Below are 13624 nucleotides of genomic sequence, written 5' to 3'. Positions count from 1 at the left end.
CAAGATCGGCCAGTGAGGGCGCGCCCGCCTGTCAGCCGATCAAGTGAACCGGTCACAGAGTGTCTACATGCGACAGCGGGGCAGACCGTCGGTCTGCCCCGCTGTACGACGACTGGTTACAGCCCCTGCGGCGGCTGCTGCTGCGGGTACCCGCCCGGCGGCGTGCCGGGAGGGGTACCGAACTGGCCTTGCTGCGGCGCGAACTGGGTCTGCTGGCCGGGGCCACCGGGGGGCGGCGTGCCGAACTGGCCCGGCTGCGGGTGCTGCTGCGTGGGCGGGGCCTGCGGCGGCTGGCCCGGCTGGGGCTGCGCGGGGAACGCGCCACTCGGCGGGAAGCCAGGCTGGTAGCCCGGGCCGGGTGCGGCACCGTACGGGTTGGGCGCGGGCGGCTTGAGGATGCCGATCTCGTACAGGTACGCCGCGACCGCGGCACCCATCTGCAGGATGCCGAAGATCAGGACCATCACGCCACCGGCCGCGAGGCTGGCGGGGAACGCGAAGACCATGAACAGGAACGCGAGCGTGCCACCAGTGGTGACAGCGGCCGGCGCGAGGCCCGGCTTGTCGTCACCGGGCAGGATCGCCGGCAACTGCAGCAGACCACCGATGAGCAGCACGGCCGGGATCCACGCACCGACGCCCGACTCGTAGAAGCTGCTGCCGGTGATGAGCGGGGCGAAGCCAAGGAAGAGGTTCAGCACGCCGAGACCGCCCGCGACCAGCGCGAGGATCTGCGGAAGGCTCAACTTGAGGCCCGGAGCACCGTGACCGTGACCTTGCGGGGGACCATAGCCTGCTGGACCGGGCTGTGGCTGGTGCGGGCCTTGACCCGGGTAACCGCCCGGTGCTCCGCTCGGGTAGGTCATCGCACGCTCTCCTCGGCTAACCACGACAGTTCGGACAGAATTTTTCCACTTCTGACGCAGACCGGCACGTCTCGGTTCCCTCCGGCCGAGCCGGTTACTGCATATGGCAGGGCCGGACGCTACACCAGCGCCCGGCCCTGTCAGTTAATGACCTTTGAACTTCAATTGCCTTCGACGATCGCCCGCGCCAGCGCTGCCGTCGCGCTCGGGGTCTTGCCGACCTTGACGCCCGCTGCCTCAAGGGCTTCCTGCTTGGCGGCGGCGGTACCGGCCGAACCGGACACGATCGCGCCCGCGTGGCCCATGGTCTTGCCCTCCGGCGCGGTGAAGCCCGCGACGTAGCCGACGACCGGCTTGGTGACGTTCTCCTTGATGAACGCCGCCGCACGCTCCTCGGCGTCGCCGCCGATCTCACCGATCATCACGATGACCTCGGTCTCCGGGTCATCCTGGAACGCCTTGAGCGCGTCGATGTGCGTGGTGCCGATGACCGGGTCGCCGCCGATGCCCACCGCGGTGGAGAAGCCGATGTCCCGCAGCTCGTACATCAGCTGGTAGGTCAGCGTGCCGGACTTCGAGACCAGGCCGATCTTGCCCGGGCCGGTGATGTCGGCCGGGATGATGCCCGCGTTGGACTTGCCGGGCGAGATCACGCCGGGGCAGTTCGGGCCGATGATCTGGGTCTTGTTGCCCTTCGCGCAGGCATGCGCCCAGAAGTACGCCGAGTCGTGCACCGGGATGCCCTCGGTGATCACGACAGCCAGGCCGATCTCGGCGTCGATCGCCTCGATCACGGCGTCCTTGGCGAACTTCGGCGGAACGAAGATCACCGAGACGTCCGCGCCGGTCTTCTCGATCGCCTCGGCCACCGAGCCGAACACCGGGATCAGGGTGCCGTCGATGTCGGCCTCGGTGCCCGCCTTGCGCGGGTTCACGCCGCCGACGATGTTCGTGCCCGACTTGAGCATCCGCTTGGTGTGTTTGGTGCCCTCGGAGCCGGTCATGCCCTGGACGATGACCTTGGAGTTCTCGTTGAGGAAGATGGCCATCTGTCTCACGCCCCCGCAAAGGCAAGTGCGGCGGCCTTGTCGGCCGCGTTGTCCATGGTGTCGACCTGCTCGAGGCCGGGCAGGGCCGCCTCGGTCAGGATGCGGCGGCCTTCGTCGGCGTTGTTGCCGTCGAGCCGGACCACGATCGGGCGGCTGACCGCCTCGCCGCGGGACTCCAGCAGGGCGAAGGCCTGCACGATGCCGTTGGCGACCGCGTCACAGGCGGTGATGCCGCCGAAGACGTTCACGAAGACGCTGCGCACGTCCGGGTCGGACAGGATGATCTCCAGGCCGTTGGCCATCACCTCGGCCGACGCGCCACCACCGATGTCGAGGAAGTTCGCCGGCTTGACGCCGCCGTGCTTCTCGCCCGCGTAGGCCACGACGTCCAAAGTGGACATGACCAGGCCCGCGCCGTTGCCGATGATGCCGACCTGGCCGTCGAGCTTGACGTAGTTGAGGTCCTTGGCCTTGGCGGCCGCCTCGAGCGGGTCCTCCGCGGCGGTGTCCACCAGGTCCGCGTGCGCGGGGTGCCGGAAGGAGGCGTTGTCGTCCAGCGTGACCTTGCCGTCCAACGCGATGATCTTGTCCTGCGGGTCCCGGACCAGCGGGTTGACCTCGACCAGGGTGGCGTCCTCGGCCACGAAGGCGTCCCACAGCTTGACGATGACCTCGGCGACCTGGCCGGCCACGGCCTCGGGGAACTTCGCGGCGGCCGAGATCTCCTTGGCCTTGGCCAGGTCCACGCCCTCGATCGGGTCGATCAGGATCTTGGCGAGTGCCTCGGGCTTGGTGGCGGCCACCTCTTCGATGTCCATGCCGCCCTCGACGGACGCCATCGCGAGGAACTTGCGGTTGGCCCGGTCGAGCAGGAACGAGAAGTAGTACTCCTCGGCGATGTCGGACGCCGGCGTGACCAGCACCCGGCGGACCACGTGGCCCTTGATGTCCAGACCGAGGATCGCCTCGGCCTTGGCTTGCGTGTCCTCGGGGGTGTCGGCCAGTTTGACGCCGCCGGCCTTGCCGCGGCCGCCGGTCTTGACCTGCGCCTTGACCACGACCGTGCTCGCGAGTTCCGCGGCGATCGCCTTGGCGTCTTCGGGGTTGTCAGCCACGGAGCCCGGCAGCACCGGCACTCCGTGGGCGGCGAAGAGGTCCTTCGCCTGGTACTCGTACAGGTCCACTGAGAGCTCCTGCTCAACCACTTGTACTGCGTTGGACGAAAAGACCCTAGCGACCTGCGATGCGGGCCGGGCCGTCGGTACTGGTGAGGTCGGTCACCGCACGTGACCGGCTGGTTGGCCGGAAGCCCAGGTCACAACGCCCTCGACGTTGTCGGGCCGGAAAACCGCCTTGACTCCGGCCGTCCGCAGAGCATGCTCGTCGCCCTCCGCAGTGGCGAACACCACGGTCTCGGCGGCCAGTTCGGCACCGATCCGGCGATGGTCGTCCGTGCGGATCACCAGACCAACGGCTCGCACGTCCTCCTGGATCGCGGCGTGTGCGATCTCCTCGGCGGTCGCGGCCGTCGCGTAGACGACTTCGACGCCACGGTCCCGGAGCGCTCGCGCGAGCGTTTGCGTCTCGATGTCGTCCGATTCGAGTTCGACCAGCAGCAGCCGGATCATCGGCGTTTGGCGGGCTCTGGCTTTACCGCCAGCGCGACGAACGCACTGATCACGAAGGCCGCGGCGCACGCGATCGACAACCACGTGCCCGGTCCGCCGGTGATTCCCTCGGCGCGCTCCTGCGTCAATGGCAACTCCAGCCCGCGCACCGCGACGAGCGCGGCACTACCGAGCAGGAGCGAGGCAGCTCGTGACGGGCGGCTGCGCGCCGCGAGCACCGCGGCGATGAGCACTGCGATCAGCGCGATCAGCAGGCCCCACGAGGCGAGCCGGAAGTTCGACCAGATCCCGGGGGCGACGTACTCGGGCGCCCGCATGGTCGGCAGCCCGAACGCGCCGATCGCGAACAGGATCGCGGCCGCCACCGGCGCCATCAGGATGATGTTGGACGGACGGTCCGTGAGGTCGACGTCGTCACGCTCGACGGCGCCCGCCGCCATCGCGCACACTGCCGCGCCGATAGCCAGCAACACGGCGGCCACTGTCCACCATGCGGCGGCGCCGGACCGGATGGCACTGCTTGTTCCTGTCGCGGTGAACAACGCGTCCAGCGCAAGGAACCCGGCGAACGGAATCCCGACCCAGGCAACGCTCAGCGCTGGCCGCGCGAGCGCGGCGACAGGCCTGATCAGAAGGAGAACACCAAGCACAACAAGAAGGAGACCAGCGGGCAGCAGCAGGCGGTTCGCGTACTCCGCCGGGCGCACGCCGGACAGCAGGACAAGGACGTCGGTCTGGCTGATCGGGGTGTCCGTCGGGATCTCCACGACGAACAAGTCACTGGTACGGCCCAGGATCGCGGCACCGCCGCCGAGGATCGCCAGCACTCCGGCGATCACGTGCCAACGGCCCGCGGTGTACTCGACCGGCGCGCTTTGCTTGGCAGTCTTGGTTTTCGGCCTGATCAGCGCGACGGCGACCAGTCCGGCCACACCGGCCGTCGCCAGGTAGGACCGCCAGTCGGTGTGCAACCAGTCGACCGAGTATCCCGCGATCTGCTGTGGCAGCAGGAAAGCCAGCACCGCGATGGCGACACCGAGCAGGACACCTCGGCTGAGTTTCGGCGTGCGCGCCGTACCCGCGAGCACGATGCCCAGGACGATCGCGATGACGCTGATCAGTCCGCCCGCCAGGACAAGAGTCGGGCCGTTCATCAGGTCGGGCGTGATGATGAACGCGTTGTCCGAGGCGAACGGCGGCATGGCCAGACCGAGCGCCGTCAGCCCGCCGAACGCCAGACCCCAGCCGAGCAGGCGCTTCCGCTCGGCCGCTTCGGCCTCAGTGGACTCGTCGAACTCGGCCGCGATCACGGAACCTGGCTGCGCGCCGGCGCGCAAAAGCACCATCGCGCCCGCCGCGATCGTCAGCACATGCCCGGCCACAAGCAGCCACGTGCCCGCGCCCGCCGCCAATGGATCCAGGCTCGTCGGCACCGCCAGTTCAGGCCGGGACACAACCAGTGCGTCCGCGACGAGCTGCAGGTCGATGAACAGCAGCCCGATCCCGAGCAACGCCCCGCCGATCAGGACACCGGCGGCGGTGATCGGCCGCTTCGCTGCCAGGAGCCCGCCCGCGACCAGCGCAGGCAGGATCGCCAGCGCGATCAGCAACGGCCCGCTGCCGTACGCGGGGGCAGCGTCGACGACACCGATCACGGGGCCGACCGCTCTCAGCACCGCCCCGACCGCCGCGACAAGCACCGCCACCTTGAGCAATGCCGGCACTTCCGCCCAGCTCAGCCGGTCAGCCACTGGGTCAGCACCCTCGGGGGTCGGGTCGGTTTCCGGCCGCGCGGGCCGGGATTCCGACGATCGGGTCCGCGAACTCATCGGCCCGAACCTAGCAAGCTGACTATGGCCGCATCCGACCACGTCCATACCGGACGCACCCCGCCTACCAGCGACAACCCGACATAAGGCCAGGTCACCGTCATCCAGTGAGCGGCGGCGGCGATTCGCCGAACGGCACCCGCCTGGGCCGCCCGGAGGACAGGCCGTGCACCAGGCCGGAGATCCGTCGGCCGCCGGCCGCCCGTGCTCCACTTGAAGATCGGCATCTACCCAGGTCAGCAGGCTGCGATCGGCCGTCGCAGTAACCGAACCGGTGGGCCCAGGCTTGCCCGGCAGGCCGGTTCCCGCCATCGGGCAACCCCGGTGGTGACCGTCGACTCAGCGGGGTTCGCACCCGTGCGTGGCGCGGCACAGTCCGGGTGCAAGTGATTACCGATAAGTTGCACGGGCTGCATACCGCCGGGCGTTGATCACGGCTTGCGAGCGGCTTCCGAACGACCCGATTCAGGACAGGACGTCAGACCCCCGAATGGGGTTGCGAACCGCCCAGTTGGCGTAACGCAGGTCACATCCGAGCGTGTTATATCCCTCTAACTTTGGGTAATAGTGGCTGGACAGCGATCTCTCGAGGCAACCTGTTCGGCACAACGTGCGTCTGGGAAGTTGCCCTGGACTGTCTCCCCCCGTTACTGTCCCCCGGTCCGTTGTCACGGTCCGGTCACGGCTGGATGGAGTGGTCCCCCGAACCACTCACCCGGGTTCCCCCGCCCGGTGTCCACGCCAGAGCTCGTCCCCGCGAGCCGAGGTGCGCCCGCCCGGATCTCCCCGAGACAGAAGGGCAGGCTTTGTCTCGACACCGCTCCCCCGGCGGGCAGAAGCAGTCTGCAGTGCTGCTGGAAGCGCTTGACCGCGCTCCCGGCGACGATCGTGCAGAGCGTGGTGCGCACCGGCTTCCGGCGCCGCCACCCGCGTTGCGTGGTCGCGTGGTTGTCGCCGCCGTCGCCATTGGCGCGTTCGCGGCCGCAGCAGCAGGTCAGACGCTGAAGGCAGGCGCCTCCGGTGACGACATCGCCCCGCTTTCGAACACTGATGGCGCCACCGCCGCGTTCGGCGTCGGCGGCGACTCGGTCACTGACGCCGCGGCCCCCGAGATCCTCACGGTCGCGCAGGTCACCGACGCCGGCTCGGAAGCCCGCAAGCTGACCCAGAGCGCCCAGCTCATCGCCAACCGCACCGCCAAGATCGAGGCCGAGAAGGCCGAGGCCACCCGGCCGAAGTACGTGCGGCCCGCCGAGGGCGTGTTCACCTCCGGCTTCGGCGCCCGGTGGGGCACGACCCACTTCGGCGTGGACATCGCGGGCAAGTTCGGCTCCCCGATCCGCGCGGTCACCGACGGCGTCGTGATCGAGGCGGGCCCGGCCAGCGGATTCGGCCTCTGGGTCCGCATCCTCCACGCCGACGGCACCGTCAGCGTCTACGGCCACATGGACTCGATAACGATCAAAGAAGGCGCCAAGGTCAAGGCCGGCGACCAGATCGCCCGGATGGGCAACCGCGGTCAGTCCACCGGAACCCACCTGCACTTCGAGATCTGGGACTCCAGCGGCCGCAAGATGAACCCCGCCCCCTGGCTCGCGCAGCGCAACGTCAAGCTCTGACGAACCAGGCCCCGGCGACCCGCCACACCGAGCACATCGCCGGGGACCCACGCGACGTCTGACACCCTGAGCATCGTCGGCCACGGCCCGAAGGCGCGTGCACCCCGAGGAGCGACCGCCAGGCACCAGCAAGCCTGCGCAGCTCCCGCCCCGCCTCCGAAAACTGACCCGGCTGTCCCCAAGACAGCCGCTCAACGCCGTCCAGATAGCCGCCCACACGCTCGACAAGCGCGCGAAACAAGATCTCATCCACGATGTCACCACCCCTTGCTTGCCCAGGTTCGCCTGCATGTTCCGCAGTCAAGCACAGAGGTCTGACAGTTTCTGATGTCCTCGCTCCGCTCGGACGGGCTTTGTCGCCAAAGCCGGTCATTTCCACCCCGCCCCACGCTGGCCGGCTTCTTCGCTCGGGGCCGGGCAGCGCTGCGGCCGGGGCGATGCCGGGCGTGTTGCGGTGCGTAAATGACCAGCGCGACAAAGCCGGTCAGTGCGTGTTCGCGGAAGCCGGAGTGGGCTCGGGTGCCGGGGAGGGTGCTGGACGGGCTTCGGCGGCGCGTTGGAGGACCTTGCGGCCGTAGACGTACCGGGCCGCCACCGCGACACCATGGTTGACGATGGTCTGAGGCAGGGGCATGGGGCGCAGGACGTCGACGATCAGGACGATTCGTTCGCCGGTGCTCTCGTTGACCACTTCGTGATTCCACGAATCATCGAAGAGGACGCTTTGCTTTTCCTGCCAGGTGTACCACTCGTCGCGCACACGAATGCGTGGCGGTGCGTCGTCGGGGACGATCAGGCCGAGGTGATAACGCAGGTAGCCGCAATACGGGCCCTCGTGCTCCGGAATTGATTTCCCGGGTTCCAGAATCGAGAAGAACGCCTGGAAGACGTTCGGGATCGAGGCCAGCAGCGCACTGGTCCTGGGACATTTGGACGCGTTCGGCTCCGCCCGTTCGCCCATCGCCCAGAGGTAGAAGATCTTCCACTGATTCGGCGTGACGTTGGAGATCGTCGCCTGGTCGGGGTCAAGATCGTGGTAGGCCGGCAGGGTCTCGCGGTCGGCCAGGACGCCCTCGAGTTCGGCCCGGATATCGGCATACGAAACGTCCAGGCTGCGCAGTGCCGGATATGTCGTGTTTATGTCGAACATCACCGGGCGCTGATCACCGCCCGCCGTGCGCCGGAACCAGTTGCTGACCGCGTCCTGAATAGGTTTGGTGTTCATGTGCCTCTCCCCAGAGCGTGTGTCTGTCAGCTCCGATCCTTTACCGGGAATGGATCGCACGCATCGGGGAACGGTCTTATGCGCCCCTGAAAGAAACTTCAGGGATCAACCCCTAAGGGCTCAGAGTTTCACCAGCGGGACACTGCCGATCAGCATCAGCCGGATCGTGCCGGAGCTGCCGAAGTCGATCGTGGCGGTGGCCCTCGGGCCCTGGCCGTCGGTCGCGACGACCGTGCCGAGGCCGTACTTGTCGTGGTTGACGCGGTCGCCTGCCTCGAGCTTCAGCGCGGGCGTGTCCTGCCAGCCCTTGAAGGACGTGGAACGCATGCCCTGGGCGGCGATCCTGGCCTGGGCGGAGTCCGAACCGGACCGGCTCCACGTGGTGGCCGCGGACGGGCCGGACGAGCGCCGGGACTGCTCGATCCTGCGCCAGTCCATCAACTCGGCCGGGATCTCGTCCAGGAAGCGGGAAGCAGGGTTGGTCGACGGTTGCCCCCACGCGGACCGCATCACGGCCCGCGACAGGTACAGCCGCTCCCGCGCACGCGTGATCCCCACGTAGGCGAGACGGCGTTCCTCTGCCAGTTCTGCGTTGTCGGACAGCGCCCGCATGTGCGGGAAGATCCCGTCCTCCCAGCCGGTGCTGAACACGACCGGGTACTCCAGGCCTTTCGCGGTGTGCAACGTCATCAGCGTGACCACACCGTCGGATTCCGCGTCCGGCACCTGATCCGCGTCCGCCACAAGGGAAACACGCTCCAGGAAGGCCTCGAGCGACCCCATCTCCGGCGAGGTCTCCTCGTCTTCGATCGCGGGCGGCACCTGGGCGAACTCCCGGGCGACCGTGACCAGCTCGCGCAGGTTGTCCAGCCGGGTCGCGTCCTGGGGGTCGTCGCTCTCCTCCAGCTCAGCCTGGTAGCCGGTGCGGTCGATGATGGCCTCGAGCAACTCGGCCACACCGTCATTGACCAAGGCGCGCAAGGAATCGATGAGCTCGACGAACCCGGCGATGCATTTCTCCGACCGCGGGTTGAGCATCGGGACCTGGCCCTCGGCCGCCTTGCGGAGGGCGGCGTTGAACGAGATCCGCTGCTGCTCGGCATGCGTCGCGACAACGGCCTCCGCGCGATCGCCGATGCCACGCTTGGGCACATTGAGGATGCGGCGCAACGACACCGTGTCCTCCGGGTTGGCCAGCACCCGCAGGTACGCCAACGCGTCCCGGACTTCCTTGCGCTCGTAGAACCGCACGCCGCCAACGACTTTGTACGGCAGGCCAAGCCGGATGAAGATCTCTTCGAAGACCCGCGACTGGTTGTTGGTCCGGTAGAACACCGCGATGTCACCGTTGCGGGCTTCGCCGGTGTCCACCAGCTTGTCGATCTCTCCAGCCACGAACGCGGCCTCGTCGTGCTCGTTGTCGCCGACGTAGCCGACGATCTTCTCGCCCTGGCCGGAGTCGGTCCACAGCCGCTTCTCGATCCGGCCCTGGTTACGCGAGATGACAGCGTTCGCCGCGGACAGAATCGTCTGTGTGGAGCGGTAGTTCTGCTCCAGCTTGATGGTGGTCGCGTCCGGGTAGTCCCGCTCGAACTCCTCGATGTTGCGGATCGTCGCACCCCGAAAGGCGTAGATCGACTGGTCCGCGTCGCCGACCACACAGAGCTCGCCGGGCGGGATGTCGCCCGCGCCGACCCCGACCAGTTCACGGACCAGCATGTACTGGGCGTGGTTGGTGTCCTGGTACTCGTCGACCAGCACGTGCCGGAAACGGCGCCGGTAGTACTCGGCGACGTCCGGGAAGGCCTGCAGCAGCTCGACCGACTTCATGATCAGATCGTCGAAGTCGAACGCGTTCGCCTGGGTGAGCCGGTTCTGGTAGACGCCGTACACCTCGGCGACCCGGCGCTCGAAGTCGTTGGTGGCACGGCCGGCCGCGGCCTCGTGGTCGATCAGCTCGTTCTTCAGGTTCGAGATCTGCACGGCCAGCGAACGGGCGGCGTACCGCTTCGGGTCGAGATCCAGATCGCGGGCCACCAGCGTGATCAGCCGGCGCGTGTCGTCGGAGTCGTAGACCGAGAAGTTCGACGTCATGCCGATCGTCTTGGCCTCGCGGCGCATGATCCGCACGCACATGGAGTGGAACGTCGACACCCACATCGACTTGGCGCGCCCGCCCACCAGGTCGGCCACGCGCTCCTTCATCTCCGCGGCGGCCTTGTTGGTGAACGTGATCGCCATGATCTCGCCGGGATGCACGTTCCGCGCCGCCAGCAGATACGCGATTCTCCTTGTCAGCACCCGGGTCTTGCCCGAACCGGCGCCCGCGACCACGAGCAGCGGCGAACCGCTGTGCTCGACGGCCTGGCGCTGCCGGTCGTTGAGGCCCTCGATCAGGGCGGCGACAGCCGGATTGACAGGAGTAGTACCGGGAAGCTCGAAGAGGGCGCTCATCGCGAACAAAGGTACCCGCCCCACCGACAAACCCCGCATCAGACTCGCACAGGTGTGCAGATCAACTTCGGAACCGTGGCGCAATCCTGCCTAGTTCGCCGGGAATCGAACTAGCTTCCCGGTGGTTACACCCGGACAGCGGTACAGCCGGGGGTCTTCACCGGGTGTTCAGGGCTGGTTTCCGGGGTTTTCCGGGGACCATCCCTGATCCATTCGCCAACCGCGGGCGACAGTCTTCAGTGAGGAGTTGACGACGACGAACAGACGGGGGACGGGGACGTGTTCGAAGGGCTGATGCCAGATCTGACCGCACTCTCACCGGTCGCGGTGCTGGTGACCATCTTCGTGCTGTCGTTCCTCGAGACCAGCGTCGTCATCGGCGTGGTCCTGCCCGGGGAAGTGCTTGTGGGCGCGTGCATCGGGGTGTTGCACGTGTCGTGGTCGCCGCTCGCCGGGGTGGTGGCGGCCGCGGGATGCCTCGCGGGCCAGTTGGGTGGGTACGCCATCGGTCGCTGGTCGGGGCCGGCGATCAAACACGGCTGGGTCGGTCGCAAGGCCGGGCCCAAGCGCTGGGAGCAGGCCGAACGTCTGGTCGGGGAATCAGGCGGATGGCTGTTGGTGACCGCCAGGTTCGTGTCGGTGGCGCACACGCTCGCGCCTGTGCTCGCCGGCGCGCTGCGGATGCCGCTGCGCAAATTCAGCGCGTACGCGGCGGCGTCCGCGGTCGTCTGGGCCGCCCTGTGGACCGCGGTCGGGGCCGCGCTCTCCGGGGCGAGCCAGTTCGTCGACCCGAGCGTGGTGTCGTTCGCGATGGTCGCCGGCGGGATCGTGATCGGCGGGATCGTCATGTCCAAGGTGCTGCGCCGGCTGGACAAGCCGGCCCGTATCGCCGCCGACGGCGAATCCATGCCACGGGAGGTCGTGACGAGCGGGTGATCTGCTCCCGGGTCGACGCACGACGGCGTTCTGTGTCAAGATGGCCGCGTGCGGACAGAGCGCTTTTACTTTTTCTACGGGACCCGGACTCCGGCTCCCGTGGTTCTCTGACGCCAGCAGACACCACGAGCCCCCGGAGTCCTCGGACCCGGGGGCTTCGTTCTCCCGGGGCCAGGCCTCCACTGCCCAGACAGGACGAGCCGATGACCCCCACGACCGAGAACGAGACCACCCCCACGCCCGACATCAACGCGTTGCGTGAGGAGATCGACTGGCTGGACGCCGAGATCCTCCGCCTGGTGAAACGGCGCGTGGAGGTGTCCCAGACGATCGGCGCGGCACGGATGGCCGCGGGTGGCCCGCGCATCGTCTACAACCGGGAGATGGACGTCCTGGCCCGCTACCGCGACCTGGGCCCGGAGGGCAGGCAGCTGGCGATGGCACTGCTGAATCTGGGGCGTGGCCGGCTCGGCCGGTGACATTCCGGCGAATATCAGGGCGATCACCCATCCGTGACGGCGCGACAACGGGCACACTGGAGTCATGCTTGATCTGATCGCCGTGATCATCGTCATCGTGGCCCTCGTCGCCACGCTCGCCCACGCTGGGTACTTGGCGCTGCTGAACTCGGCGGCGTCCAAGCGGGCGGGGGGCACGCCCATCGCGAACTACGTCCGCAGCCGCTGGCCGATCGCCGGTGTGACGACGGCCGGAGCCCTGCTCGGGCTGTTGCTCACCGGTGGCGACGGCTTCGTGGACATCCTCGCGATCCTGATCGGTGGTGGCTCCGGCGCGGTGGCCCTGAAGTCGCTCGAGTCCACCCAGAAGAAGTACAAAACGGATTCCTGACCGGTCCGGATGGCACGGACTGTCAAGGAATTTCACCCGGTCGTGTGGTGTCTTTTTTGGGGTCCTACCAGCGTTTATGTGTGAACCGGAACACCCTACGCTGGCGTAGGTGAGTATCCGACCCGCGCCTGATCTCCCCCTGGCCGTCACCCTCCTGGCAGCCGCCATGCCGTGATCTTGAGTAGTCACGTCATGACCGGCAGTGAGAAGGGTCACAAGAGCATGACCAGCGGGGAGCACAACGAAACGGGACGCCACCGGCACCACTCCGGCACCTGGACGCCCGAGGTCCTCCACCCACACGCGCCCGCACACGCCGCCCCCGAACCGGCGGTCCGGATCCCGCCGCCGACCCTGCTCGAGACGACCGTGCCCGGTCTGCGGAAGTTCGACCTCGGCACCATCCCGGCCACGGTCACGCCGCCGAGCACCTGGCGCCGGGCCGCGTGGTTCGCCGTCGGCGCCTCGCTGCTCGTGGTGTTCGGCCTGATGTTCGCGACCGCCTCGCTGGTGGGCAGGCCGAAGAACACCGACACCATCGACGCCCTGCCCGGCTACCCGAGCCTGCCGGTCTTCCTCGACTCGCCCACCCCGCCGGCCGTCACGGCGCCGCCGAAGCCGGCCGCGACCACCCGCAGTCCCGAACGCTCGACAGTGGCGCCGACGCCGGCCCGCCGCAGTCCGAACAGCAGTGGCCGGCAGGTGACCATGGCGCCCCTGGTCCCGCCGGTCCCGAGTACCTCGATCGAGCAGCCACCCCCGTTCGTGCCACCGGTCCGCCAGACGACACCCAAACGGGCGTTCGCCACCAATGACCCGAAAGAGATCGGCGACCGGACCGAGACGTTCTACGCACAGGTCACCAAGAACCCCGGCGCGGCCTACCAGATGACCACCGGAGAGATGCAGAGCCAGGGTGAGCAGGCCTTCAGGCAGCGCTATTCCGGCATCCAGTCGGTCGAGGTCCGGCGGATCAACATCGATCCCAACCAGGGCACGACGGTCAGTGAGGTGAAGATCACCAAGACGGATGGCTCCACGTTCGTCGAGCGCAGACGCCTGAAATTCACCTCCGGCAGCAATCCGAAGATCAGTTCTGAAGTTACCCATTAAGTCCGGCCCCCAACGGGCCGATACCCAGAGTGCTGGCGGTCACCGCTGGCCCAGTC

Annotated in this window: 12 protein-coding genes; 5 read left to right on the top strand and 7 right to left on the bottom strand. The window is 68.0% G+C overall.

What is annotated here, in order from left to right; translation table 11 throughout:
* Positions 1 to 116: 116 nt before the first annotated feature.
* From JOF56_RS59490 to JOF56_RS14740, 5 genes are all read right to left on the bottom strand, one after another.
* Positions 117 to 746 (bottom strand): DUF5336 domain-containing protein, encoded by a 630-nt coding sequence (locus JOF56_RS59490; protein WP_281065439.1) that lies wholly within the window; start codon positions 744 to 746, stop codon positions 117 to 119.
* Positions 747 to 1027: 281 nt separating this feature from the next.
* Positions 1028 to 1915, bottom strand: a complete 888-nt coding sequence (sucD, locus tag JOF56_RS14755; RefSeq protein WP_209638119.1) for a succinate--CoA ligase subunit alpha — start codon at positions 1913 to 1915, stop codon at positions 1028 to 1030.
* Between the two features lie 5 nt (positions 1916 to 1920).
* Entirely contained in the window at positions 1921 to 3099 is a 1179-nt protein-coding gene (sucC, locus tag JOF56_RS14750; protein WP_209638118.1) for an ADP-forming succinate--CoA ligase subunit beta, read from the bottom strand.
* 93 nt (positions 3100 to 3192) lie between these two features.
* A complete protein-coding gene (locus JOF56_RS14745; protein WP_209638116.1) occupies positions 3193 to 3543 on the bottom strand; it encodes a hypothetical protein in 351 nt (116 codons plus the stop codon).
* Entirely contained in the window at positions 3540 to 5372 is a 1833-nt protein-coding gene (locus tag JOF56_RS14740; RefSeq protein WP_209638114.1) for a hypothetical protein, read from the bottom strand. Before JOF56_RS14740 ends, JOF56_RS14745 begins: the two co-directional genes overlap by 4 nt.
* A gap of 848 nt (positions 5373 to 6220) precedes the next feature.
* Here JOF56_RS14740 and JOF56_RS14735 point away from each other — a divergent pair.
* Complete coding sequence (locus tag JOF56_RS14735) at positions 6221 to 6991, top strand: M23 family metallopeptidase (protein WP_307855102.1); 771 nt, start codon at positions 6221 to 6223, stop codon at positions 6989 to 6991.
* Between the two features lie 484 nt (positions 6992 to 7475).
* Here JOF56_RS14735 and JOF56_RS14730 read toward each other — a convergent pair whose 3' ends face one another.
* Both JOF56_RS14730 and pcrA read right to left on the bottom strand, forming a co-directional pair.
* Complete coding sequence (locus JOF56_RS14730; RefSeq protein ID WP_209638110.1) at positions 7476 to 8216, bottom strand: aspartyl/asparaginyl beta-hydroxylase domain-containing protein; 741 nt, start codon at positions 8214 to 8216, stop codon at positions 7476 to 7478.
* A gap of 120 nt (positions 8217 to 8336) precedes the next feature.
* Positions 8337 to 10670: a DNA helicase PcrA gene (pcrA, locus tag JOF56_RS14725; protein WP_209638108.1), complete on the bottom strand. Its 2334-nt coding sequence runs from the start codon at positions 10668 to 10670 to the stop codon at positions 8337 to 8339.
* 279 nt (positions 10671 to 10949) lie between these two features.
* Between pcrA and JOF56_RS14720 the strand changes: the two genes are divergently transcribed.
* The 4 genes from JOF56_RS14720 (at position 10950) to JOF56_RS14705 (ending at position 13568) form a co-directional block, all read left to right on the top strand.
* Positions 10950 to 11606 (top strand): DedA family protein, encoded by a 657-nt coding sequence (locus JOF56_RS14720; RefSeq protein WP_209638106.1) that lies wholly within the window; start codon positions 10950 to 10952, stop codon positions 11604 to 11606.
* A gap of 203 nt (positions 11607 to 11809) precedes the next feature.
* Positions 11810 to 12085 carry a chorismate mutase gene (locus tag JOF56_RS14715; RefSeq protein ID WP_209638104.1) on the top strand — a complete coding sequence of 92 codons (276 nt, stop codon included), beginning with the start codon at positions 11810 to 11812 and terminating at the stop codon, positions 12083 to 12085.
* Between the two features lie 64 nt (positions 12086 to 12149).
* Positions 12150 to 12455: a hypothetical protein gene (locus tag JOF56_RS14710; protein ID WP_209638102.1), complete on the top strand. Its 306-nt coding sequence runs from the start codon at positions 12150 to 12152 to the stop codon at positions 12453 to 12455.
* A gap of 192 nt (positions 12456 to 12647) precedes the next feature.
* Positions 12648 to 13568, top strand: coding sequence for a hypothetical protein (locus tag JOF56_RS14705; RefSeq protein WP_209638100.1), 921 nt, complete (start codon positions 12648 to 12650; stop codon positions 13566 to 13568).
* The last annotated feature ends 56 nt before the right edge of the window (positions 13569 to 13624 follow it).

Source organism: Kibdelosporangium banguiense (assembly GCF_017876405.1).
GTDB classification, from domain to species: Bacteria; Actinomycetota; Actinomycetes; order Mycobacteriales; family Pseudonocardiaceae; genus Kibdelosporangium; species Kibdelosporangium banguiense.
The sequence above is the reverse complement of the archived record's forward strand: the minus strand, read 5'-3'. Positions and strand labels throughout refer to the sequence as shown.